General features: G+C 70.0%; 21 protein-coding genes and 1 pseudogene. 6 read left to right on the top strand and 16 right to left on the bottom strand.

What is annotated here, in order from left to right; genetic code table 11:
- Window positions 1-12 precede the first annotated feature (12 nt).
- From nuoK to E6P78_RS01415, 11 genes are read right to left on the bottom strand one after another with little or no spacing between them, the layout of a single operon-like run.
- Window positions 13-312 carry an NADH-quinone oxidoreductase subunit NuoK gene (gene nuoK, locus E6P78_RS01465; protein WP_018101339.1) on the bottom strand — a complete coding sequence of 100 codons (300 nt, stop codon included), beginning with the start codon at window positions 310-312 and terminating at the stop codon, window positions 13-15.
- On the bottom strand, window positions 309-1,136 hold the full coding sequence (locus E6P78_RS01460) for an NADH-quinone oxidoreductase subunit J (RefSeq protein ID WP_136201653.1): 828 nt from the start codon (window positions 1,134-1,136) through the stop codon (window positions 309-311). The genes nuoK and E6P78_RS01460 overlap by 4 nt, the downstream gene beginning before the upstream one ends.
- On the bottom strand, window positions 1,133-1,834 hold the full coding sequence (gene nuoI, locus E6P78_RS01455) for an NADH-quinone oxidoreductase subunit NuoI (RefSeq protein ID WP_136201652.1): 702 nt from the start codon (window positions 1,832-1,834) through the stop codon (window positions 1,133-1,135). The genes E6P78_RS01460 and nuoI overlap by 4 nt, the downstream gene beginning before the upstream one ends.
- Window positions 1,827-3,230, bottom strand: coding sequence for an NADH-quinone oxidoreductase subunit NuoH (gene nuoH, locus E6P78_RS01450; protein WP_136201651.1), 1,404 nt, complete (start codon window positions 3,228-3,230; stop codon window positions 1,827-1,829). Before nuoH ends, nuoI begins: the two co-directional genes overlap by 8 nt.
- The gene (locus tag E6P78_RS01445; protein WP_136201650.1) at window positions 3,227-5,734 is read right to left on the bottom strand and encodes an NADH-quinone oxidoreductase subunit G; all 2,508 of its coding nucleotides are present in this window, start codon (window positions 5,732-5,734) and stop codon (window positions 3,227-3,229) included. The genes nuoH and E6P78_RS01445 overlap by 4 nt, the downstream gene beginning before the upstream one ends.
- On the bottom strand, window positions 5,731-7,095 hold the full coding sequence (gene nuoF / locus E6P78_RS01440; protein ID WP_136201649.1) for an NADH-quinone oxidoreductase subunit NuoF: 1,365 nt from the start codon (window positions 7,093-7,095) through the stop codon (window positions 5,731-5,733). Before nuoF ends, E6P78_RS01445 begins: the two co-directional genes overlap by 4 nt.
- Window positions 7,095-7,910 (bottom strand): NADH-quinone oxidoreductase subunit NuoE, encoded by an 816-nt coding sequence (nuoE, locus tag E6P78_RS01435; RefSeq protein ID WP_136201773.1) that lies wholly within the window; start codon window positions 7,908-7,910, stop codon window positions 7,095-7,097. The genes nuoF and nuoE overlap by 1 nt, the downstream gene beginning before the upstream one ends.
- A gap of 29 nt (window positions 7,911-7,939) precedes the next feature.
- On the bottom strand, window positions 7,940-9,262 hold the full coding sequence (locus E6P78_RS01430) for an NADH-quinone oxidoreductase subunit D (protein WP_136201648.1): 1,323 nt from the start codon (window positions 9,260-9,262) through the stop codon (window positions 7,940-7,942).
- On the bottom strand, window positions 9,262-9,972 hold the full coding sequence (locus tag E6P78_RS01425) for an NADH-quinone oxidoreductase subunit C (protein WP_136201647.1): 711 nt from the start codon (window positions 9,970-9,972) through the stop codon (window positions 9,262-9,264). Before E6P78_RS01425 ends, E6P78_RS01430 begins: the two co-directional genes overlap by 1 nt.
- Window positions 9,969-10,523 carry an NADH-quinone oxidoreductase subunit B gene (locus E6P78_RS01420; protein ID WP_018553506.1) on the bottom strand — a complete coding sequence of 185 codons (555 nt, stop codon included), beginning with the start codon at window positions 10,521-10,523 and terminating at the stop codon, window positions 9,969-9,971. The genes E6P78_RS01425 and E6P78_RS01420 overlap by 4 nt, the downstream gene beginning before the upstream one ends.
- An 18-nt stretch (window positions 10,524-10,541) precedes the next feature.
- A complete protein-coding gene (locus E6P78_RS01415) occupies window positions 10,542-10,901 on the bottom strand; it encodes an NADH-quinone oxidoreductase subunit A (protein ID WP_003992243.1) in 360 nt (119 codons plus the stop codon).
- A 792-nt stretch (window positions 10,902-11,693) separates the two neighbouring features.
- On the opposite strand from E6P78_RS01415, the gene E6P78_RS01410 reads away from it, so the two are divergent.
- Window positions 11,694-12,548 (top strand): C40 family peptidase, encoded by an 855-nt coding sequence (locus E6P78_RS01410; RefSeq protein ID WP_136201646.1) that lies wholly within the window; start codon window positions 11,694-11,696, stop codon window positions 12,546-12,548.
- 277 nt (window positions 12,549-12,825) lie between these two features.
- On the opposite strand, the gene E6P78_RS01405 is transcribed toward E6P78_RS01410, so the two are convergent.
- Window positions 12,826-13,299, bottom strand: coding sequence for an ATP-binding protein (locus tag E6P78_RS01405; RefSeq protein ID WP_136201645.1), 474 nt, complete (start codon window positions 13,297-13,299; stop codon window positions 12,826-12,828).
- Between the two features lie 269 nt (window positions 13,300-13,568).
- On the opposite strand from E6P78_RS01405, the gene E6P78_RS01400 reads away from it, so the two are divergent.
- From E6P78_RS01400 to E6P78_RS01390, 3 genes are all read left to right on the top strand, one after another.
- Complete coding sequence (locus E6P78_RS01400) at window positions 13,569-14,423, top strand: helix-turn-helix transcriptional regulator (RefSeq protein WP_136201644.1); 855 nt, start codon at window positions 13,569-13,571, stop codon at window positions 14,421-14,423.
- An 11-nt stretch (window positions 14,424-14,434) separates the two neighbouring features.
- A complete protein-coding gene (locus tag E6P78_RS01395) occupies window positions 14,435-14,635 on the top strand; it encodes a DUF397 domain-containing protein (protein ID WP_136201643.1) in 201 nt (66 codons plus the stop codon).
- A gap of 259 nt (window positions 14,636-14,894) precedes the next feature.
- Window positions 14,895-15,308, top strand: coding sequence for a hypothetical protein (locus tag E6P78_RS01390; protein ID WP_136201642.1), 414 nt, complete (start codon window positions 14,895-14,897; stop codon window positions 15,306-15,308).
- A 48-nt stretch (window positions 15,309-15,356) separates the two neighbouring features.
- Here E6P78_RS01390 and E6P78_RS01385 read toward each other — a convergent pair whose 3' ends face one another.
- From E6P78_RS01385 to E6P78_RS33975, 3 genes and pseudogenes are all read right to left on the bottom strand, one after another.
- Window positions 15,357-16,640: a geranylgeranyl reductase family protein gene (locus tag E6P78_RS01385; RefSeq protein ID WP_136201641.1), complete on the bottom strand. Its 1,284-nt coding sequence runs from the start codon at window positions 16,638-16,640 to the stop codon at window positions 15,357-15,359.
- A gap of 147 nt (window positions 16,641-16,787) precedes the next feature.
- Complete coding sequence (locus tag E6P78_RS01375; protein ID WP_206307687.1) at window positions 16,788-19,004, bottom strand: hypothetical protein; 2,217 nt, start codon at window positions 19,002-19,004, stop codon at window positions 16,788-16,790.
- A 148-nt stretch (window positions 19,005-19,152) separates the two neighbouring features.
- Window positions 19,153-19,220 (bottom strand): annotated as a pseudogene (locus E6P78_RS33975) (zinc-ribbon domain-containing protein); the annotation flags it as partial.
- A 208-nt stretch (window positions 19,221-19,428) separates the two neighbouring features.
- Here E6P78_RS33975 and E6P78_RS01370 point away from each other — a divergent pair.
- Window positions 19,429-20,169, top strand: a complete 741-nt coding sequence (locus E6P78_RS01370; RefSeq protein WP_136201639.1) for a peptidase inhibitor family I36 protein — start codon at window positions 19,429-19,431, stop codon at window positions 20,167-20,169.
- Window positions 20,170-20,171: 2 nt separating this feature from the next.
- Window positions 20,172-21,623 carry a phosphodiester glycosidase family protein gene (locus E6P78_RS01365; protein WP_136201638.1) on the top strand — a complete coding sequence of 484 codons (1,452 nt, stop codon included), beginning with the start codon at window positions 20,172-20,174 and terminating at the stop codon, window positions 21,621-21,623.
- A gap of 9 nt (window positions 21,624-21,632) precedes the next feature.
- On the opposite strand, the gene E6P78_RS01360 is transcribed toward E6P78_RS01365, so the two are convergent.
- Window positions 21,633-22,328, bottom strand: a complete 696-nt coding sequence (locus tag E6P78_RS01360; RefSeq protein WP_136201637.1) for a demethylmenaquinone methyltransferase — start codon at window positions 22,326-22,328, stop codon at window positions 21,633-21,635.
- Between the last annotated feature and the right edge of the window lie 5 nt (window positions 22,329-22,333).

The following is a 22,333-nucleotide window of genomic DNA, read 5'->3' as shown; positions in this document are numbered from 1 at the left end:
TCCAGCGCCCCTCTACAGCTTCATCAGGCTGGCGTCGTCGACCGAGGCCGAGTGGCGGGAACGGAACAGCGACACGATGATCGCGAGCCCGACCACGACCTCCGCTGCGGCGACGACCATCGTGAAGAAGGCGATGATCTGGCCGTCGAGGTTGCCGTGCATACGGGAGAAGGTGACGAACGCGAGGTTGCAGGCGTTGAGCATCAGCTCCACGCACATGAACACCACGATCGCGTTCCGCCGGATCAGCACCCCGGCCGCGCCGATGGTGAACAGCAGTGCGGCGAGATAGAGGTAGTTGACCGGATTCACTTGGCGACCTCCTCTTCTTCGGTGTCCCGGCCGAGCCGCTCACCGGAGCGCTGCTCCAGTGCCTTGAGGCCGGCCAGTGATTCGTGGGACACGTCGCGCACCTGGCCGCGCTTGCGCAGTGTCTGCATGACGGTGAGTTCGGACGGGGTGCCGTCGGGGAGCAGGCCCGCGATGTCCACCGCGTTGTGCCGGGCGTAGACGCCGGGGGCGGGCAGCGGCGGGAGGTGGTTGCCGCGCACGCGCTCCTCGGACATCTCCCGCTGGGTCTTGGCCCGTTCGGTGCGCTCGCGGTGCGTGAGCACCATCGCGCCGACGGTCGCGGTGATCAGCAGGGCGCCGGTGATCTCGAAGGCGAAGACGTACTTGGTGAAGATGAGGCTGGCCAGCCCCTCCACGTTCCCGCCGTGCGCGGCGTTGGCCGTGCCCAGTCCGTTGAAGCTCTTCAGCGAGGCGTTGCCGATGCCGGCGATCAGCAGGACGCCGAAGCCGACCCCGCATCCGGCGGCCAGCCAGCGCTGGCCCTTGATGGTCTCCTTCAGCGAGTCCGCCGCCGTGACGCCGACGAGCATGACCACGAAGAGGAACAGCATCATGATCGCGCCGGTGTAGACGACGATCTGCACGATGCCGAGGAAGTAGGCGCCGTTGGCGAGGTAGAAGACCGCCAGGATGATCATCGTCCCGGCGAGGCTCAGCGCGCTGTGCACGGCCCTCTTCATCAGCACGGTGGACAGGGCGCCGATCACGGCGACCGTGCCGAGCACCCAGAACTGGAAGGCCTCGCCGGTCGAGGTCTGCGAGGCCGCTGCGGCCAGGCCGGTCATGCGTCCACCTCCTGCGTGGCGCCGTTGCTCTCGCCGGCCTCGTCGGACGGCTTCTCGCCCTTGGAGACGGCGAGCTGGCGCTCCGCACCGGGAGCGGCCTCGGTGACCAGGCCCCGGTAGTAGTCCTGTTCGTCCATGCCGGGGAAGATCGCGTGCGGGCTGTCGACCATGCCTTCCTGCAGGCCCGCGAGCAGCTCGTCCTTGGTGTAGATGAGGCTCTCGCGGGTGGTGTTGGCGAGCTCGAACTCGTTGGTCATGGTGAGCGCCCGGGTCGGGCATGCCTCGATGCACAGTCCGCAGAGAATGCAGCGCGCGTAGTTGATCTGGTAGACGCGGCCGTAGCGCTCGCCCGGGGAGTAGCGCTCCTCCTCGGTGTTGTCCGCGCCCTCCACGTAGATCGCGTCGGCCGGACACGCCCAGGCGCACAGCTCGCAGCCGACGCACTTCTCCAGGCCGTCCGGATGGCGGTTGAGCTGGTGGCGGCCGTGGAAGCGGGGCGCCGTCACCTTCGGCGTCTCCGGATACTGCTCGGTCAGCCGCTTCTTGAACATGGCCTTGAAGGTCACGCCGAAGCCGGCCACCGGATTCAGGAACTTGTCCTCCGAGGACCGGGAGGACTGCGAGGACGCCGTCGACCCCGTCGGCCCGGTGGACTCCGCCGGCCTCTTGGACCCCGGCGAATCAGGCAGTTCAGACACCGTCGGCCTCCTTTCCGTCACTCGGATTTCCGTCACTCTGAGTATCCACGCCACCACTGACAACGAGCTCCCGCTCGCGGCGCGGCCTGCGCCGCGGCACGGGCGGCAGGGTCTGTCCGGGCAGCGGAGGCACCGGGAACCCGCCCGCCATCGGGTCGAACGCCGGCTCGGGCCCGGCCTCTGCGGCGGCGGCCCTGTTCTGCCGGTCGCGGAAGATGTCGACCACGAAGGAGATCAACAGGACCGCGATCACGGCCCCGGCCACATAGAGCAGGATCTTCGAGAAGTCGTGGCCCTCGTTGCGCAGCGCCCGCACCGTCGCGACCAGCATCAGCCAGACGACGGAGACCGGGATCAGGACCTTCCAGCCCAGCTTCATCAGCTGGTCGTAGCGGACGCGAGGCAGCGTGCCGCGCAGCCAGATGAAGAAGAACAGCAGCAGCTGGACCTTGACGATGAACCAGAGCATCGGCCACCAGCCGTGGTTCGCGCCCTCCCAGAAGGTGCTGATCGGCCACGGGGCCCGCCAGCCGCCCAGGAACAGGGTCGTGGAGACCGCCGAGACGGTGACCATGTTGACGTACTCGGCGAGCATGAACATCGCGAACTTGATCGACGAGTACTCGGTGTTGAAGCCGCCGACCAGGTCGCCCTCGGACTCCGGCATGTCGAACGGGGCGCGGTTGGTCTCGCCGACCATCGTGATGATGTAGATGATGAAGGAGACCGGCAGCAGGATGATGAACCAGCGGTCCTCCTGCGCCTCCACGATCTTCGAGGTCGACATCGACCCGGAGTAGAGGAAGACCGAGGCGAACGCGGCGCCCATCGCGATCTCGTACGAGATCATCTGCGCGCACGAGCGCAACCCGCCGAGCAGCGGGTACGTCGATCCGGAGGACCAGCCGGCCAGCACGATGCCGTAGATCCCGACCGAGGCGACCGCGAGGATGTACAGCATCGCGATCGGCAGGTCGGTGAGCTGCATCGCCGTACGGTGGCCGAAGATCGAGACCTCGTTGCCGGACGGGCCGAAGGGGATCACCGCGATCGCCATGAACGCCGGGACGGCGGCGACGATCGGGGCCAGGACGTAGACGACCTTGTCCGCCCGCTTGACGATGACGTCTTCCTTCAGCATCAGCTTGATGCCGTCGGCGAGCGACTGGAGCATGCCCCAGGGGCCGTGCCGGTTGGGGCCGATGCGCAGCTGCATCCAGGCGACGACCTTGCGCTCCCACACGATGGCGAAGAGCACGGTCACCATCAGGAACGCGAAGCAGAAGACGGCCTTGACGACGACGAGCCACCAGGGGTCGTTGCCGAACATCGACAGGTCCTCGGCGGCGAGCACCGCGCCGTGCGGTGGAGCGGCCAGTTGAGCGAAGGCGGTCACGCCCGCACCTCCGGTGTGACGTCGGGAGTACCGGGAGCGGCGGGGCCGATCCGGACCAGGCCGCCGGGGCGGGCCCCGGTCATGGCCGGCACGCCCCGCCCGACGGAGTTCAGCGGCACCCAGACCACGCGGTCCGGCATGTCGGTGACCTGGAGAGGGAGTTCCACGCTGCCCGCGGGGCCGGAGACGGCCAGCAGGTCGCCGTCCTTGACCCCGGTCTCGGCGGCGGTGGCGGCGGAGAGCCGGGCGAGGGCCGCATGCCTGGTCCCGGCCAGCGCGGGGTCGCCCTCCTGGAGCCGGCCCAGGTCGAGCAGCATCCGGTGGCCCGCGAGGACCGCCTCGCCGTCACCGGGCCGGGGCAGCGGCTGCGCGGAGACGCGCGGTTCGTCCGCGTGCTCACCCTGCCAGCCGCCGAGCCGGTCCAGCTCGCGGCGTACGGACTTCAGGTCCGGCAGCCCGAAGTGGACGTCGAGCGCGTCGGCCAGCATGTGCAGCACCCGGGCGTCGCCCGGGGCGAGCGTCCGCGTCATCTGCTCGGGCTTCAGCGCGGCCTCGAACATCCGCGCCCTGCCCTCCCAGTTGAGGAAGGTGCCGGACTTCTCGGCGACCGCGGCGACCGGGAACACCACGTCGGCGCGGTCGGTGACCTCACTGGGCCGCAGCTCCAGCGAGACCAGGAAGCCGACCCGGTCCAGGGCTTCGAGAGCCCGCGCCGGGTCAGGCAGGTCGGCGGTCTCGACCCCGGCGACGAGCAGCGCGCCCAGTTCGCCGGTGGCCGCGGCCTCGATGATCTGGCCGGTGTCGCGGCCGAAGCGGGACGGCAGTTCGGCAACGCCCCAGGCGGCCGCGACCTCGTCCCGGGCCCGCGGGTCGGTGGCCGGGCGTCCGCCGGGCAGCAGCGACGGGAGCGCGCCCGCCTCCACCGCACCGCGCTCGCCCGCCCGGCGCGGAATCCACACCAGGCCGGCCCCGGTCGCGGTCGCGGCCCGTACCGCGGCGGTCAGCCCGCCCGGCACACCGGCCAGCCGCTCACCGACCACGATCAGCGCGCCCTCACCGCGCAGCGCTTCGGCCGCGGCGGCACCCTCGCCCTCCAGGCCGACGCCGCCCGCGATGGCGTCCAGCCACTCGGTCTCCGTACCGGGGGCGGCGGGCAGCAGCGTGCCGCCCGCCTTCACCAGGCCACGGGTGGCGTGCGAGGCGACCGAGAAGGTGCGCTGCCGGCCCCTGCGGTGCGCCTTGCGCAGCCGCAGGAAGACGCCGGGCGCCTCCTCCTCCGACTCGAAGCCGACCAGCAGCACGGTCGGCGCCTTCTCCAGCGAGGTGTACGTGGTCCCGCTGCCGTCCAGATCACGGCCGCGTCCGGCGACGCGGGCGGCCAGGAAGTCGGCCTCCTCGTCGCTGTGCGTCCGGGCCCGGAAGTCGATGTCGTTGGTGTCCAGGGCGACCCGGGCGAACTTGGCGTACGCGTACGCGTCCTCGACGGTCAGCCGGCCGCCGGTCAGGACACCGGCCCGGCCGCGCGCCCCGGACAGCCCCTGGGCCGCCGCGGCCAGCGCCTCGGGCCAGCTCGCCGGTTCCAGCTCCCCCGACTCGCCCCGCACCAGCGGGGTGGTGAGCCGGTCGCGCTGCTGGGCGTAGCGGAAGCCGAAGCGGCCCTTGTCGCAGAGCCACTCCTCGTTGACCTCGGGCTCGTTGGCGGCCAGGCGCCGCATGACCTTGCCGCGCCGGTGGTCGGTGCGGGTGGCGCAGCCGCCGGCGCAGTGCTCGCACACCGAGGGCGTCGACACCAGGTCGAAGGGGCGGGAGCGGAACCGGTAGGCCGCCGAGGTCAGCGCCCCGACCGGGCAGATCTGGATGGTGTTGCCGGAGAAGTACGACTCGAACGGGTCGCCCTCGCCGGTGCCGACCTGCTGGAGCGCGCCGCGCTCGATCAGCTCGATCATCGGGTCGCCCGCCACCTGGTTGGAGAACCGGGTGCAGCGCGCGCACAGCACGCACCGCTCGCGGTCCAGCAGTACCTGGGTGGAGATCGGGACGGGCTTCTCGTACGTCCGCTTCTTCCCGTCGAAGCGGGAGGTCGCGTCGCCGTGCGACATCGCCTGGTTCTGCAGCGGGCACTCGCCGCCCTTGTCGCAGACCGGGCAGTCCAGCGGGTGGTTGATGAGCAGCAGCTCCATCACGCCGCGCTGCGCCTTCTCGGCGACCGGCGAGGTGATCTGCGACTTGACGACCATGCCGTCGGTGCAGGTGATGGTGCAGGACGCCATCGGCTTGCGCTGGCCCTCGACCTCGACGATGCACTGGCGGCAGGCGCCGGCCGGGTCGAGGAGGGGGTGGTCGCAGAAGCGCGGGATCTCGATGCCGAGGAGTTCGGCGGCGCGGATGACCAGGGTGCCCTTGGGCACGCTGATCTCGATGCCGTCGATGGTCAGCGTGACCAGGTCCTCGGGCGGGATCGCCGCCTCGCCGCCCCCGGAGGGCGCACTCGTGGTGACTGTCATGCGTTCACCCCCTGGTGAGCGTTCTTGTCGTCGGCCCAGACCGTCGACCTGGCGGGATCGAAGGGGCAGCCCTTGCCGGTGATGTGCTGCTCGTACTCCTCGCGGAAGTACTTCAGCGAGGAGAAGATCGGTGAGGCGGCGCCGTCGCCGAGGGCGCAGAACGACTTGCCGTTGATGTTGTCGGCGATGTCGTTCAGCTTGTCGAGGTCGGACATCTGCCCCTTGCCGGCCTCGATGTCCCGCAGCAACTGGACGAGCCAGTAGGTGCCTTCGCGGCAGGGTGTGCACTTGCCGCAGGACTCGTGGGCGTAGAACTCGGTCCAGCGGGTGACGGCCCGCACCACGCAGGTCGTCTCGTCGAAGCACTGGAGCGCCTTGGTCCCGAGCATGGAACCGGCCGCGCCGACGCCCTCATAGTCGAGGGGCACGTCGAGGTGTTCCTCGGTGAACATCGGGGTGGAGGAGCCGCCCGGGGTCCAGAACTTCAGGCGGTGGCCGGGGCGCATGCCGCCGCTCATGTCGAGGAGCTGGCGCAGCGTGATGCCGAGCGGGGCCTCGTACTGGCCGGGGCCCGCGACGTGTCCGCTGAGCGAGTAGAGCGTGAAGCCCGGGGACTTCTCGCTGCCCATCGACTTGAACCAGTCCTTGCCCTTGTTCAGGATCGCGGGAACCGAGGCGATGGACTCGACGTTGTTCACCACGGTGGGGCAGGCGTACAGACCGGCGATCGCGGGGAAGGGGGGCCGCAGCCGGGGCTGGCCGCGCCGTCCTTCGAGGGAGTCGAGGAGTGCGGTCTCCTCACCGCAGATGTAAGCGCCGGCGCCCGCGTGCACGGTGAGTTCCAGGTCGAGCCCGGAGCCCATGATGTCCGTGCCGAGGTAGCCCGCCTCGTACGCCTCGCGCACGGCCTCGTGCAGCCGGCGCAGTACGGGGACGACCTCGCCGCGCAGGTAGATGAAGGCGTGCGAGCAGCGGATCGCGTAGCTGGCGATCACGATGCCCTCGATGAGGCTGTGCGGGTTGGCGAACAGGAGCGGGATGTCCTTGCAGGTCCCCGGCTCCGACTCGTCGGCGTTGACCACCAGGTAGTGCGGCTTGCCGTCGCCCTGCGGGATGAACTGCCACTTCATCCCGGTGGGGAAGCCGGCGCCGCCGCGCCCGCGCAGACCGGAGTCCTTGACGTACGCGATGAGGTCGTCCGGGGACATGGCGAGGGCCTTGCGCAGCCCCTCGTACCCGTCGTGGCGGCGGTAGGTGTCCAGGGTCCAGGATTCCGGCTGGTCCCAGAAGGCGGACAGGACAGGCGCGAGAAGCTTCTCGGGGCTGGTCCCGTTCTGGTCGATTTCGGCGGCCAACGTCATCACTCCCCCTCCTCGGCGGCGGGGCCGGCCGGGTTGTCCGGGTCGGATGCCGAGGTCTGCTGCGGTGCGTCGTGGGAGCTGAGGTGCTCGGCACCCTTCTGCGGTTCGTCGCGCGGCGCCTCGCCGCGCGGGCCGACCACGCGGGCCTGCGGTCCGGCCTCGCCCTTGGCGAGCTTGAGGCCGATCAGCGAGGCGGGGCCCGCGCCGCCGGAGGCCGCGACGGCGCCGGGGCGCTCGTCGGGGAAGCCGGCCAGGATGCGGGCGGTCTCCTTGTACGTGCACAGCGGGGCGCCGCGGGTGGGCTCGACGGTGCGGCCGGCGATCAGGTCGTCGACGAGCCGCGTCGCGCTCTCGGGGGTCTGGTTGTCGAAGAACTCCCAGTTGACCATCACGACGGGCGCGAAGTCGCAGGCGGCGTTGCACTCGATGTGTTCGAGGGTGACCTTGCCGTCCTCGGTCGTCTCGTCGTTGCCGACGCCGAGGTGCTCCTTGAGCCGGTCGAAGATCGCGTCGCCGCCCATCACCGCGCAGAGCGTGTTGGTGCAGACGCCGACCTGGTAGTCGCCGCTCGGCCTGCGCCGGTACATCGTGTAGAAGGTGGCGACCGCGGTGACCTCGGCGGTGGTGAGGCCGAGCTGTTCGGCGCAGAACGCCATGCCCGTACGGGAGACGTACCCCTCCTCGGACTGCACGAGGTGCAGCAGCGGCAGCAGCGCGGAGCGGCTGCCGGGGTAGCGGGCGATCACCTCCTTCGCATCCGCTTCGAGCCTGGCGCGCACCTCGGCCGGGTAGGCGGGGGCGGGGAGCTGCGGCATCCCCAGACTGACTTCGCTACGTGCTTCGGTCACCGGTCGACGCCTCCCATCACGGGGTCGATGGATGCGACGGCGACGATGACGTCGGCGACCTGGCCGCCCTCGCACATCGCCGCCATGGCCTGGAGGTTGGTGAAGGACGGGTCGCGGAAGTGGACCCGGTAGGGGCGGGTTCCGCCGTCCGAGACGACGTGCACGCCGAGTTCGCCCTTGGGGGACTCGACGGCGGTGTACGCCTGTCCGGCGGGGACCCGGAAGCCCTCGGTCACCAGCTTGAAGTGGTGGATCAGGGCCTCCATGGAGGTGCCCATGATCTTCTTGATGTGGTCGAGCGAGTTGCCGAGGCCGTCCGGTCCGAGCGCGAGCTGCGCGGGCCAGGCGATCTTCTTGTCGGCGACCATGACCGGTCCGGGTTCGAGCCGGTCGACGCACTGCTCGATGATCCGCAGCGACTGACGCATCTCCTCCAGGCGGATGAGGAAGCGGCCGTAGGCGTCGCAGCTGTCCGCCGTGGGGACGTCGAACTCGTAGTTCTCGTACCCGCAGTAGGGGTCGGTCTTGCGCAGGTCGTGCGGGAGTCCGGCGGAGCGCAGGACGGGGCCGGTGGCGCCGAGCGCCATGCAGCCGGTGAGGTCGAGGTAGCCGACGTCCTGCATGCGGGCCTTGAAGATGGGGTTGCCGGTGGCGAGCGCGTCGTACTCCGGCAGGTTCTTCTTCATGGTCTTCACGAACTCGCGCAGCTGGTCGACCGCGCCCGGGGGCAGGTCCTGGGCGAGGCCGCCGGGGCGGACGAACGCGTGGTTCATGCGCAGGCCGGTGATCAGCTCGAAGAGGTCGAGGACGAGCTCCCGGTCGCGGAACCCGTAGATCATGATCGTCGTGGCGCCGAGCTCCATGCCGCCGGTGGCGATGCACACCAGGTGCGAGGAGAGCCGGTTGAGCTCCATCAGGAGCACGCGCAGGACGCTGGCCCGGTCGGGGATCTGGTCCTCGATGCCGAGGAGCTTCTCGACGCCCAGGCAGTACGCCGTCTCGTTGAAGAACGGCGTCAGGTAGTCCATGCGCGTGACGAAGGTGGTGCCCTGCGTCCAGTTCCGGAATTCGAGGTTCTTCTCGATGCCGGTGTGGAGGTAGCCGATGCCGCAGCGGGCCTCGGTGACGGTCTCGCCGTCGATCTCCAGGATGAGCCGGAGCACGCCGTGCGTGGACGGGTGCTGGGGGCCCATGTTGACGATGATGCGCTCGTCGTCGGACGCGGCCGCATTCTCGACGATCTCGTCCCAGTCGCCGCCGGTGACCGTATATACGGTCCCCTCGGTCGTGGCGCGGGGCGTTGCACGGGGAGTGGTCATCAGGAGTACGACCTCCGCTGGTCCGGAGCCGGGATCTGGGCGCCCTTGTACTCGACGGCGATGCCGCCGAGGGGGTAGTCCTTGCGCTGCGGGAAGCCCTGCCAGTCGTCCGGCATCATGATCCGGGTGAGGGCGGGGTGCCCGTCGAAGACGAGCCCGAAGAAGTCGTAGGCCTCGCGCTCGTGCCAGTCGTTGGTCGGGTAGACCGCGACCAGGGACGGGATGTGCCGGTCGTCGTCCGGCGTGGACACCTCCAGCCGGATCAGCCGGCCGTGGGTGATCGAGCGCAGGTGGTAGACGGCGTGCAGCTCGCGGCCCTTGTCGCCGGGGAAGTGGACGCCGCTCACCCCCGTGCAGAGCTCGAAGCGCAGTGCAGGGTCGTCGCGCAGGGTCCTGGCGACGGTGGGCAGGTGCTCGCGGGCGATGTGGAAGGTGAGTTCGCCGCGGTCGACGACGGTCTTCTCGATGGCGTTCTCGGGGACGAGGCCCTGTTCCTCCAGGGCGCCTTCGAGCTCGTCGGCGACCTCGTCGAACCAGCCGCCGTACGGCCGCGAGGAGGCGCCGGGCAGGGCGACGGTACGGACGAGGCCGCCGTAGCCGGAGGTGTCGCCGCCGTTGTTGGCGCCGAACATGCCCCGGCGTACGCCGATGACCTCGCCGTGCTCGTCGCGCGGGGCGGGGACGGCGGAGCCGTTCTGCTCGTCGCTCATCGCAGCAGCCCCTTCATCTCGATCAGGGGCAGTGCGTTGAGAGCCGCTTCCTCCGCCTCGCGGGCGGCCTCCTGCGCGTTGACCCCGAGCTTGGAGCCCTGGATCTTCTGGTGCAGCTTGAGGATCGCGTCCATCAGCATCTCGGGCCGCGGCGGGCAGCCCGGCAAGTAGATGTCGACCGGGACAATATGATCAACACCCTGAACAATGGCGTAATTGTTGAACATCCCGCCCGATGACGCGCAGACGCCCATGGAGATGACCCACTTGGGGTTCGGCATCTGGTCGTAGACCTGCCGCAGGACGGGCGCCATCTTCTGGCTCACCCGCCCGGCCACGATCATCAGGTCCGCCTGCCGCGGCGAGCCGCGGAAGACCTCCATGCCGAACCGGGCCAGGTCGTACCGGCCCGCCCCGGTGGTCATCATCTCGATGGCGCAGCAGGCGAGGCCGAAGGTCGCCGGGAAGACGGAGGACTTCCGCACCCAGCCGGCCGCCTGCTCGACGGTGGTCAGAACGAAGCCGCTCGGCAGCTTCTCTTCGAGTCCCATGGTGTGCCCCTCAGCCCCTCAGTCCCATTCCAGGCCGCCGCGACGCCACACATACGCGTAGGCGACGAAGACGGTGAGCACGAAGAGCAGCATCTCCACGAGCCCGAAGATCCCCAGGGCGTCGAAGGTGACCGCCCAGGGATAGAGGAAGACGATCTCGATGTCGAAGACGATGAAGAGCATCGCCGTCAGGTAGTACTTGATGGGGAAGCGGCCGCCTCCGGCCGGAGTGGGTGTCGGTTCGATACCGCACTCGTACGCTTCGAGCTTTGCCCGGTTGTACCGCTTGGGGCCGATAAGCGTGGCCATGACCACGGAAAAGATCGCAAACCCTGCCCCGAGGGCGCCGAGCACGAGGATGGGCGCGTAGGCATTCACGCTCCTCGCTCCTTCCAGTCGTCCTTGACCGTTGGACCGCATCGGGCGACCTGGCTCGCCACCTCACCAAGATCGTGCACATGTGAGGCAGTTCACAAGCCCGACTGCCCCGCATCCTATGCCTGCCGTCCTGTGATCTGCGACACGGGGTACGACAACGTCTTTGTGATCTCCACCACCTGACGAACGATCATGAAGTCGGATGAGCGGTGATCTTCGTACACGAAGCGGCCGAGTGATCACGAGACGTGACATCTGCTGCCGTTATCGCTGGTCAAAGGGGTATCGCCCTATCAAGCCGCAGCGCTGCGCGCAAAATTGGCGATGGACACGATGGGGTGATAAAGGGATCTGCCCCACTCTGCGACCGGGGCGACGCGGAGAGGGTCACCCGCGAGGGGGTTCCCACGGAACGAAGTGGACGCACTGCGACATACAGTCCTTATTACGCGGATCGGCCGCCTCGCGCCGCGAGTTCGGCACCCACACCCCGCCGCTCGTGCGGAGCGCTCGTATGCCCATCACCCCGAGAGCATGCTGTGACCTGCGTCACTCGGTGGAGGTCGTTATAAAAGCGGGGCTTGGCCAACCGTGTGAGCGGGTGGTAAGTGGCGGGCAATTCGGGCGTATTGCAGAAAACCCGTGATCACAGCCATGATCACGACTGCCCGTTATGCCCGTTACGGCGTCAATAAAGGCCATCAGAAAGCGGATTCACAGATTCCGGACGTAACTGTGTCGCAACACACGTTTCTTGATGGGACCCCGGGAGCCCTGATAGCGCTAGTACCCATGTCCCACACCGCTCTCATACCCAGCCACCGGAAGCCCCGCCGAAACGCCTCGAAGACGGCGCTGCGGGCCGGAGTTGCCGGTGGCGTCCTCAGCACCATCGCGGTCGCGGGTGCCGCCGGTCCGGCCCAGGCCGAGCCGGTGACCCAGACGATCGAGATGCCCACCATCACGGCGGGACTCTCCACCACCGTCGCCGCCTCCGCCGAGGCCACGCAGCAGATCGCCCTGGACCTGGAGACGCAGGCCCACGAGGAAGCGGCCGCCGCCGACGCCGCCAAGGACGCCAAGAAGGCCAAGGCCGAGGCCGTCCGCAAGGCCGAGGCCAAGAAGAAGGCCGAAGCCGCCGCCGCGAAGGCCAAGGCGGAGGCCGCCGAGCGCGCCTCCCGCGCCGCCGCGCGCACCACCCTGCAGACCACGTCCGGCACGTCGACGTCCGGTACGTCGACGTCCGGCTCCACCACGGCGGCCACCACGACGTCGTACTCCTCCAACGCCACCGGCTCCGCGGCCTCCGTCGTCGCGTTCGCGCAGGCGCAGGTCGGCGACGCGTACGTGCCCGGCGGCACCGGCCCCAACTCGTGGGACTGCTCCGGCCTGGTCCAGGCCGCGTTCCGCACGGTGGGCATCGACCTGCCGCGCGTCTCGCAGAGCCAGTCGACCGCCGGCACCCAGGTCTCCCTGAGCAACCTCCAGCCGGGCGACATCCTGTACTGGGGCAGCGCGGGCAGCGCGTACCACGTCGGGATCTACGTGGGCGGCGGCCAGTTCGTCGGTGCGCAGAACTCCTCCACCGGTGTGGTGCAGCGCCCGCTGAGCTACGACATGCCGACGGGCGCGGTCCGCGTCCTCTGAGCCGCTTAGGCTACGTTCACGGATTCACAAGCGCCTCGGCGCGCTTCGAAGGGCCGTCGCTCCCCCGCTCGGGAACGGCGGCCCTTCGGCGTTTCCCGTATCACCTGCCCGTGGCCCGCTTCCAGCGGAATCACGGAAAGGTGCCACCACCCCGCCGGTCGCCACGGACATCGCGAACCTGCCGGACACCGGCCGCGTGCGCTTGTGAAGCGGGGCGCACAGCCCACGCTCCACCGAGCACAGGACGGCCATGCCGTGCACCCGACGACCCAGGCGTTCACCCCGTCGTACGTAGTGCGCCCCCGGCACACTGCCCCGGTTCGACCAGGACGAACCAGACCGTCTTGGCGTGCCCTGCCCGCCCGCCGCGCGTCGTGGTCCCCCAACGATCGGTCAGGCTCTCCACGATGAGGAGCCCGCGTCCGCTCTCCGCATCCGGGGCGGTCCCAGGCTTCGGCAGCCGGTTCGGCTCGTCGTCGGTCACGTAGACCATCACCTGGCGCCGGTTCACCGTCACGTCGACCCGGATGCGCGCCGACTCTGTATGGCAGTGCGCATTGGACACCACCTCGCTCACGCACAACCGGGCGTCGTCGACCAGCCCGGGGTGCTCGGTAGCCCGCAGCAGCGTCCCCACGAAGTCCCGCGCGACACGGGGCGCCGTGGGGCTGTTCGGTGCGACGAGCCGGTAGCGCTCGCCGCGCTGGGGGAGGTACGGGACGGACGGGGACGGAACGGTTACGGAGGTCATGACGCGGTCTCCCTACGTGAGCGGGTCTCCGGGTACGCCGGCGGACCACTGCGGTGGACCGTGACATCGGCCGATCCCGGGCAAAGTGAACTCGCCTGCGGACGGCTGCACTTCGGGCCACCGAGCCGTTGCCGGCCGGCAGGGATGAACGTAGGGGACATGTATGCACCGGTACAAGGATGATCCCGGCGATTCACACGCAGGGGTGAGCCCGTCGCACACCCCCGAGAGGCCCTGCGAGACTGCATACGCGAACAGGAGAAGGTGACATGCCGCCAAGGGACAACCCGACCGCACGCCAGGCCCGCTTGGGCAGCGAGTTGCGCAAACTCCGCGAACGCGCGGGCAGAACCGCCCGCGAAGCAGCCGGGCTCATCTCGACCGACCAGGCCAGAATCAGTCACATCGAGGCCGGTCGCAGTGGTATCGGCGAAGAACGGATTCGCCGGCTGGCGAGCTTCTACGCGTGCGACGACGAAGCGCTGATCGAGGCGTTGTGCGTGATATCCCGCGAGCACCGGGGCCAGTTCTGGTGGGACGAGTACCGCGGCACACTCGCTCCCGGCTTCCTGAACATCGCGGAACTCGAACACCACGCGAGCCACATGCGGTGCCTCCAGTCCATGACGCTGCCCGGACTGCTCCAGACTCCGCAGTACGCCCGAGCCCTGTTCGAGGGAGTACTCCCCAAGCTGCCCGAGGACGAGGTGGAGGCGCGGGTCGAACACCGCATGCGCAGGCAGTCGGTGCTTGACCGCGACAAGCCGCCCGCGTTCGAGGCGATCGTGCACGAGGCGAGCCTGCGCATGCGGGTCGGCGGCCGCAAGGTTGCCCGCGATCAGCTCGAACACCTGCTGGAGGCAACGGCCCGGCCGAATGTGACGGTACGGGTGATCGCCTTCGCGAGCGAACAGTTCATCGAGGTCACGCAGACAGTGCTGTACGCGGGCGGAGTCGTGCCCCAGCTCGATACCGTGCACATCGACGCACCGTTCGGGGGCGTACAGCTGGATGCCGCCGCCGATCTCCGCCGGTATCGGATGCAGCTCGACGTCGCCCGGCAGGCATGCCTGACACCCGAGGAGTCACGCAGCTTCGTTCACCACATCGCAAGGGACCTGTGATAATCCGCAGCATGAACACAGAGATCGAGTGGCAGAAGTCGTCCTTCTCCGGGGGCGGTGGGGAGCAGTGTGTCGAGGTGGCCCAGCAAGCCGGGCAGATCCTGATGCGCGAGAGCGACGATCCCGATGCGGTGACCACCACGAGCCGGGCCAAGTTCGCCGCGTTCATCGAAGGCGTCAAGGCAGGCGAGTTCGACCACTTCGCCCAGTAAGGGCCTCCAGCCGCAGCATCCACGTGAGCCCCCCGCCCGACGGCGGGGGGCTCACGCACGTTTCGGGAACATACATGCCCCGGGGCATGGTTGCGCCGCACGGACCGGTGACGCTACCGTCACCGTACGTCGCCGACCCGGCCGAGCGCATCGCACGACCGCGCTGTGTGATGTGTCAACGGACCCTGCGTTCGCGCCTGTTGAAGGCCACGCCTCGATCGGACGGTCGACCTTGCGTACATCCCCCCGAGCCACTCCCATGACGGCACTCGTAGCGCACGGCTTCCGGTTCGAAGTGCTCCGGTACGGCCCCGCCACCGGATTCGTCCCGGAACCCATCGACCTCCGCATCCTGCCCGGCCCCCGCGACGCGATCCGGATCATCCGCGTACAGCTCCGTACGAGCCACGTCCTGGGGCTGACACCTCGGGAGACGACAAGGGCTCTCCACTGGGCCGACCAGGGCGGCTGGGTGCAGGCTCTGGCCGCACTCCATCGCGGCGAATCGTGCGGATTCACCCTCCTGCTCCGCAAGGGGCGCCACATCGAGTGGCACGTGCGCCCCGTGCGCTGCCTGACGCTCGCCCCTTCGGGCCCCCTGACCGAGCAGCCTGCCCCGGAAGGCGAGGGCGCCGACACGCCTGCATGCCAACCGGCCACAGGTAGCAGGTAGGCGCCCGCCGCCCCGGCAGGGGCGACGGGCTCGGCTCGTGAACGAACGTTACGAGCTGGGTGCCACCTTCGCCAGGCCGTTGATGATGCGGTCCATCGCGTCGCCGCCCGTCGGGTCGGTGAGGTTGGCGAGCATCTTCAGCGTGAACTTCATCAGCAGCGGGTGCGTCAGGCCGCGCTGGGTGGCGACCTTCATGACCTTCGGGTTGCCGATCAGCTTCACGAAGGCGCGGCCCATCGTGTAGTAGCCGCCGTAGGTCTCCTTGAGCACCTTCGGGTAGTTGTTCAGCGCCAGTTCCCGCTGGGCCGGGGTCGCGCGGGCGTGCGCCTGGACGATGACGTCGGCCGCGATCTGGCCGGACTCCATGGCGTACGCGATGCCCTCGCCGTTGAAAGGGTTGACCATGCCGCCCGCGTCACCGACGAGCAGCAGGCCCTTGGTGTAGTGCGGCTGGCGGTTGAAGGCCATCGGGAGGGCGGCGCCGCGGATCGGCATCGTCATGTTCTCCGGGGTGTAGCCCCAGTCCTCCGGCATGGACGCGCACCACGCCTTGAGGACCTCGCGCCAGTCCAGCTCCTTGAAGGCGGACGAGGAGTTGAGGATGCCGAGGCCGACGTTGGAGGTGCCGTCGCCCATGCCGAAGATCCAGCCGTAGCCGGGCAGCAGCTTCTCCTGGGGGCCCCGGCGGTCCCACAGCTCCAGCCAGGACTCCAGGTAGTCGTCGTCGTGCCGGGGCGAGGTGAAGTACGTACGGACCGCGACGCCCATCGGGCGGTCCTCGCGGCGGTGCAGGCCCATCGCGAGGGAGAGCCGGGTGGAGTTGCCGTCGGCGGCGACGACGAGCGGGGCGTGGAAGGTGACCGGGGTCTTCTCCTCGCCGAGCTTCGCGTGCACGCCGGTGATGCGGCCGGTGCGCTCGTCGGTGATCGGGGCGCCGACGTTGCAGCGCTCGTACAGCCGGGCGCCGGCCTTCTGCGCCTGGCGGGCCAGCTGCTCGTCGAAGTCGTCGCGCTTGCGGACGAGTCCGTAGTCCGGGTAGGAGGCGAGATCCGGCCAGTCCAGCTGGAGCCGGACGCCGCCGCCGATGATGCGCAGGCCCTTGTTGCGCAGCCAGCCGGCCTCTTCGGAGATGTCGATGCCCATGGAGACGAGCTGCTTGGTGGCGCGCGGCGTGAGGCCGTCACCGCAGACCTTCTCGCGCGGGAACGCGGTCTTCTCCAGCAGGAGGACGTCGAGCCCTGCCTTGGCGAGGTAGTGGGCGGTCGTGGAGCCGGCTGGGCCCGCCCCGACGACGATGACGTCCGCGCTGTGTTCGGACAGGGGCTCGGTCACGGTCGGCTCTCCCGAAGACTCGAATTCGCGTGCCGCGCGGCACAGGTCCAAGGCAGTCTATGGGGGCCTGCTGGCCATCCCTCCGAAGGGCTGCCTGATGTCGATCGCGCCTACCGCCCCTCCCGTCGTACAGCTGCGTGGAGGGCGTCAGTCCACGTCGTTGAGCATCCAGGTGGACAGGATCGTGTCGAAGACCTCCCGGGCATCGACCCATTCGACATCGCGTTCGGTGACGTGGATCGCGTACTCGGTGCCGTCCTCGGCGATGTAGCTCTGGTCGATCGCGTGGATCGTCACACCGCCCTTCTCGTACGTGTACTCCCACCGGGCGCCCTGCCGGCCCTGGAACGTGTTGGCCGTGAGCTGGATCTGCTGATAGCCCTTCCGGTCGGCGTCGGCGGTCTTCTCCAGAGCCTTGAAGTTCTCGTACGAGGTGTAGGGCGCGTCCCGGACGACGCCGACCTCGAGCTCGGCGTGGCCGGCGGACCTGGAGTAGGTGACCCGGTGGTTCTCCTCGCCCTGCCGCTCCCAGAGGTCCGGCACGGCGAAGGCGAAGCCGGCGGTGTCGGAGACCAGCCGGTACCCGTCCGGGACGGTGGGCACGGCGTGGTCACCGACCCGCTCCTGGGCCGGCTCCGCCCCGCTGTCCTCGGTGCTTGTGGTGTTTTCGGTGTTTTCGGTGTCTTCGGTGTTCTTGGTGTTCTTGGTGTTCTTGGTGTCGGAGGTGCCGGGGTCGTCGTTGTGGCGGTCCACCAGGGCGATGACACCGGCGGTCGCGCCGCCGCCGAGGACGAGCGCGGCAACGAGCGTGGCACCCCAGACGAGGGCGGGCCGCCGACGCCGGGGCTCGGGCGCGGGCGCGGTCGCCTGCGCGGGGATGTACGGGCCCGGGGGCGTGCCGGTCGGCGGGGCGTACGCCTCCGGGGCGGCGGTCATCCCGGCGGAGGGGTCGTACGGGCCGGGCGGGGGCGTGGCCCCGGGCGGGGGCGTGCTCCCGGGCGGCGGGTTGTACGGGCCGGGCGCGGGGGGCGTTCCCGGCGGCGGGCCGTACGGGGACTGCCCGGGCGGGTACATCGGGGTGGCGCCCTGCGTGGGGCCGCCACCCAGGCCGCCACCCGGGCCGCCACCCGGGCCGCCGCCGCGCCCCGTCAGCCGCAGCAGGTACGGCGCGACGAGCACCGCGCAGCCCACCCACAGCAGCCCGAACAGCAGCGCGTCCGCCACGCTCGGCGCGACCTCCATGTTGCCCCGGCCCGCCAACTCGGAGACCCCGCCGGAGACCTCCGCGGACAGGCCGCACATCTCGGTCAGCGCCAGGTACCCGAACAGGAACAGGCCGCCCGCGGTGACCTGTTCGCGCCGGTCGGCCGAGCGGCGGGCGGCGAGCAGGCCGACGACGAGGGCGCAGACGAGGCCGGTGGCCAGGGCGCCGGTCACGGCCCAGCCGCCCAGCTCGTCGCCGAGGTCACCGAGGCCGAGCGCGCCGTGCTCCCCGCCGGAGCCGAAGACGTCCGCCTGCCCGCTGAGGTCGTAGTCCACGGTCCCGCCCCAGCTCACCGAGAGCACCAGCAGCGCGATGTTGGGCAGCAGCGGCAGGGCGACCAGCAGGTCCCGGCCGGAGACGTCGTCCACGTTGGCGTAACTGATGAACCCGACCAGGGCGCACAGCAGCAGGACGGCGGCGAGCGCGCGGACGGCGGTCCCGGCGGCGCGTACGAGGCTCTGCGCGGCCGGTCGCCGGGCCAGCCACTGCGCGGCCACGTCGCGTTGCAGGACCGCGCCGGTGGTGACGAGGGCGATGAGGAGGGCGATGAGGGCGGCCAGGACCGGCGAGGAGTGCACCTCGACGCCGTCCACCTCGGGCTGCGCGTAGAGCCCGAGAACCAGCACGGCGGCGGCGGCCACGACGCTGATGCGTACCGCCGCCTCCAGGCCGTCGCCCTGTCTGCGGACGGCCCGGGCACCCAGGATCAGCGCGCCGATCCACAGGACGGTGACGGTGAGCGGGATCAGGGAGAGGGTGACGTGGCCCTGGCCGCCCGAGCCGAAGTCACCGTACGAGCCCCCGTACGCCGAACCGCCGCGGTAGCCGCCGCTGTTCATGCCGCCCGGCGTGGCGTCCCGCACCTCGAAGCCGCCGCCGACCGCCTGGAGCAGCATGGCGAGCGCGATCCGCAGCCGGTCGCTCCAGCCGACGTAGTCCTCGTCGCCCTGCCCGTAGCGGGGCATGGCCAGCGCCACCGCGAGGGCCACGATCAGCCCGGTCGGCCAGAGTGCTGCCTTGAGCGAGCCCGCCCAGTCACCGCGTACCACCCGCCCGAAGAAGAGCCCGAGCGGCGAGGGACCGGGCGGGGCGGCCGGCATCGGCGCGTACCCGGGCGGCGGCGGAGAACCGGGCCCCGCCGCGAAGGGCGGCACGCCGGGGGGCGGCGAACCGGCGGGCGGTGCGGCGGCCGGGGGCGGGGGCGCGGCGGGTTGCGGCGGTGCCACAGGGGCCGCGGGGCGTTCGCGCCCGCACTTCATGCAGAAGCGCGTCTCGTCCGGCGCCGGGGTTCCACAGAACGGGCAGTACGACGGCATGAGGGCTCCGCAGCGGGGACGGTGGCGAGCGAAACGGTGACACACGGAAACGGGGAAGACGCGTGCCGTGTCAACGACACATCTTCCCCGCCCTCCGGTTCCCGTCAACTCGGAATACGTGCGACCGCTTTCGCGGGCACCGCGGAACCCGTCGACGGTGCGTCCGGTACCGGCCAGCGGATGTCAGATGCCGGTGCGATCATTTCCCGTGACCATCAAGAAGATCATCACTCTGCGCGGCTCCCTGATCGCCGCCGCGCTCGCCCTGCTCTGCTCGACGTTTCTGGCCCTGCCCGCGAACGCCCAGGCCTTCGACGACTGCCCGGCCGGGCAGCTCTGTCTGTACAGCGCCTCGGGCGGCGCAGGAACGAAGCGGACCTTTGCCGTGCAGGACAACGGGCAGCGCTACGACGCCTCCTGGGACAACGCCACGCTCTCCGCGAAGAACAACACCACCTACTGGGCCTGCGTGTACGTGGACACCGATTACGGCGGGCTGCTCCAGACAATCAAGCCGGGTAATTCGGATGAGTACGGGAATGACTCGCGTTTCGCCGGAACGATCAGCTCCCACAAGCTGGTTCCGTCCCGGGCACACTGCTTCACCGGATACGAGCGCTGCCCCGACAACCGCGTCTGCACCTTCACCGAACCGGCGGGCCGCGGCGCCATGACGGTCCACATCCCCGCGACCGATCCGGCCACGAGGAACTACGGCAACGCCTACGGCGCCGAGGTGGCACCCGCGTCCGTCTGGAACCGCACCAGACGCCACCTCTGCTTCTACCCGACCGAGAAGTTCACGGGCACCTGGAGCGACCCGGCCACCCCAGCCACCAAGTACGGCGCCTACGTCGTACTGAAGGGAGACAGCACCACCGTCCCGTCGCCCTTCGCCAGGACTTTCCGCTCGCACGAACTCGTCAACGGAACCTCGGAGTGCCAGTAGCCATGACCAGAACACTCACTCGCACCTGGGTAACCGTGGCGACGGCGCTGAGCGCCCTCGCCCTCACCGCCCCCGGAGCCCCCGCCGCGGAGGAAACGCCGAGCCCGCTGGCCGCCGACTGGAAGCAGGAGACCCCGACCAGGCTCGCTCCCGGCGTCACCCACACCCGCTACACCGAGCGCGTGCCCGACAACCGGACCCGGGGCCGGGTCCTGAGCATCGTGGAGATCGACCCGGCCGCCTCCGCGCTCACCCTGGAGAGCGTCGTCGGCAAGGGCGACGGGCTGACCGAAACGGTCGCCGACCAGCTGGCCGGCGTCTCGTCGGTCGCCTCCCGCCGTCCGTACGCCGGCGTCAACGGCGGTCTGTTCAAGTCCGAGCCCAAGCACCGCGACCACGTCCTCCCGGCCGGCGCCGAAGGCACCACACTGATGCACATGGGTGTCTCGGTCACCGATGGCGTCCTGCACAGTTCCAGCTGCTGGATGAACGGCGCCGGCAGCAGCGGGGCGGTCATCCAGTACGGCATCCCCTACATCACCAAGCTGCGCACGGACCTGCGGCTGACCGCCGCGTCCGGGGCGACCATACGGATCGACGACGTCAACCGCGATCCCGGCCGCAGCCGGGGCTGCGCCCGCGACGCCGAGGACACGGCCGTACCGGGCCAGTCGGGGCTGTACACCGACCCGGACGAGATCGTCCTGTTCACCGACGACTACGGATTCCCGGTCCCCAAGCCGGGCATCGACCCGCACATCACCGCGGACGACGACCCCGGCTTCGAAGTCGTCATCGACGCACACGGCGTCGTCACCGACGCCCGGGAGCGCCGGGGCGGCCAGACCGCGGCCGAGCAGGTCCACGTCCCGGCCGGGGGCCGCATCCTGCAGGGTGTCGGCGCCGGAGCGGAGTGGCTGCGCAGCAACCTCACCCGCGACGACCATCCGACCGTTGACCAGAAGCTCCACGACGTGACACTCGACCGGGACATACCGCTGGACGACTCCGTCGACGTCGTGAGCTCCTTCCATCAGCTGCTGCGCGCCGGCTCGATCCCCACGGAACTGCCCGACTCGTGCAGCGGCCGGGAGACCGGCGCCGACGGCACGACCGCGATCTGCACGGACTCCCGCACGGCTCTCGGCACCAACATCAAGGGCCACCCCGTACTCATCACCCTGACCGGACAGCCTCAGACCAGCCCCTCGGCCACCCACGAGGACGGAGACTCCCTCCGGGCGTTCGCGGGACTGCTGGACTCCGCGGAGCTGGCGCTGGTCGACGTGCTCAACCTCGACGGCGGTGGGTCCACGACACTCATGACGGGTACCGGGGCGCAGACGCCGCCCACGGACGCGGGCAAGGACCCCGCCGGGCCGAAGTACGTCCACCGGAGGGTCGCCGACTCCGTGTACACCGGTGTCGGCGGCTACGGCATGTACGCCAAGTAGGAAACCGCGTCAGACCGCCCTGACGCCCCGGTGCAGGGCCACCACGCCGCCGGTGAGGTTGCGCCAGGCGACCTGGGACCAGCCGGCCTGCTGGAGCTTCTTCGCGAGGCCGGACTGGTCGGGCCAGGCGCGGATCGACTCGGCGAGGTAGACGTAGGCGTCGGGGTTGGACGACACCGCGCGCGCGACCGGAGGCAGGGCGCGCATCAGGTACTCGGTGTAGACGGTCCGGAACGGCGCCCAGACCGGCTGGGAGAACTCGCAGATGACGACCCGGCCGCCCGGCTTGGTGACCCGGTACAGCTCGCGCAGGGCCGCGTCCGTGTCCTGGACGTTGCGCAGGCCGAAGGAGATGGTCACCGCGTCGAAGGTCTCGTCGCGGAACGGCAGTTTCGTGGCGTCGCCGGCGGTGAAGGGCAGCCAGGAGTTACGCTTCTTGCCCTCGCGGAGCATGCCGATGGAGAAGTCGCACGGTACGACGTACGCGCCGGTCGCCGCGAACGGCAGCGAGGACGTCGCCGTGCCGGCCGCCAGGTCGAGGACCTTCTGCGCGGGCCGGGCGTCCACCGCCCTGGCGACCTCCTTGCGCCACAGCCGGTCCTGGCCGAACGAGAGCACGTCGTTGGTGAGGTCGTAGTGCGCCGCCACGTCGTCGAACATCGAGGCGACTTCGTGCGGCTGCTTGTCCAGGGAGGCTCGGGTCACGCACC

Source organism: Streptomyces sp. A0958 (assembly GCF_004795035.1).
In the GTDB taxonomy this organism is placed as follows: Bacteria; Actinomycetota; Actinomycetes; order Streptomycetales; family Streptomycetaceae; genus Streptomyces.
The sequence above is the reverse complement of the archived record's forward strand: the minus strand, read 5'-3'. Positions and strand labels throughout refer to the sequence as shown.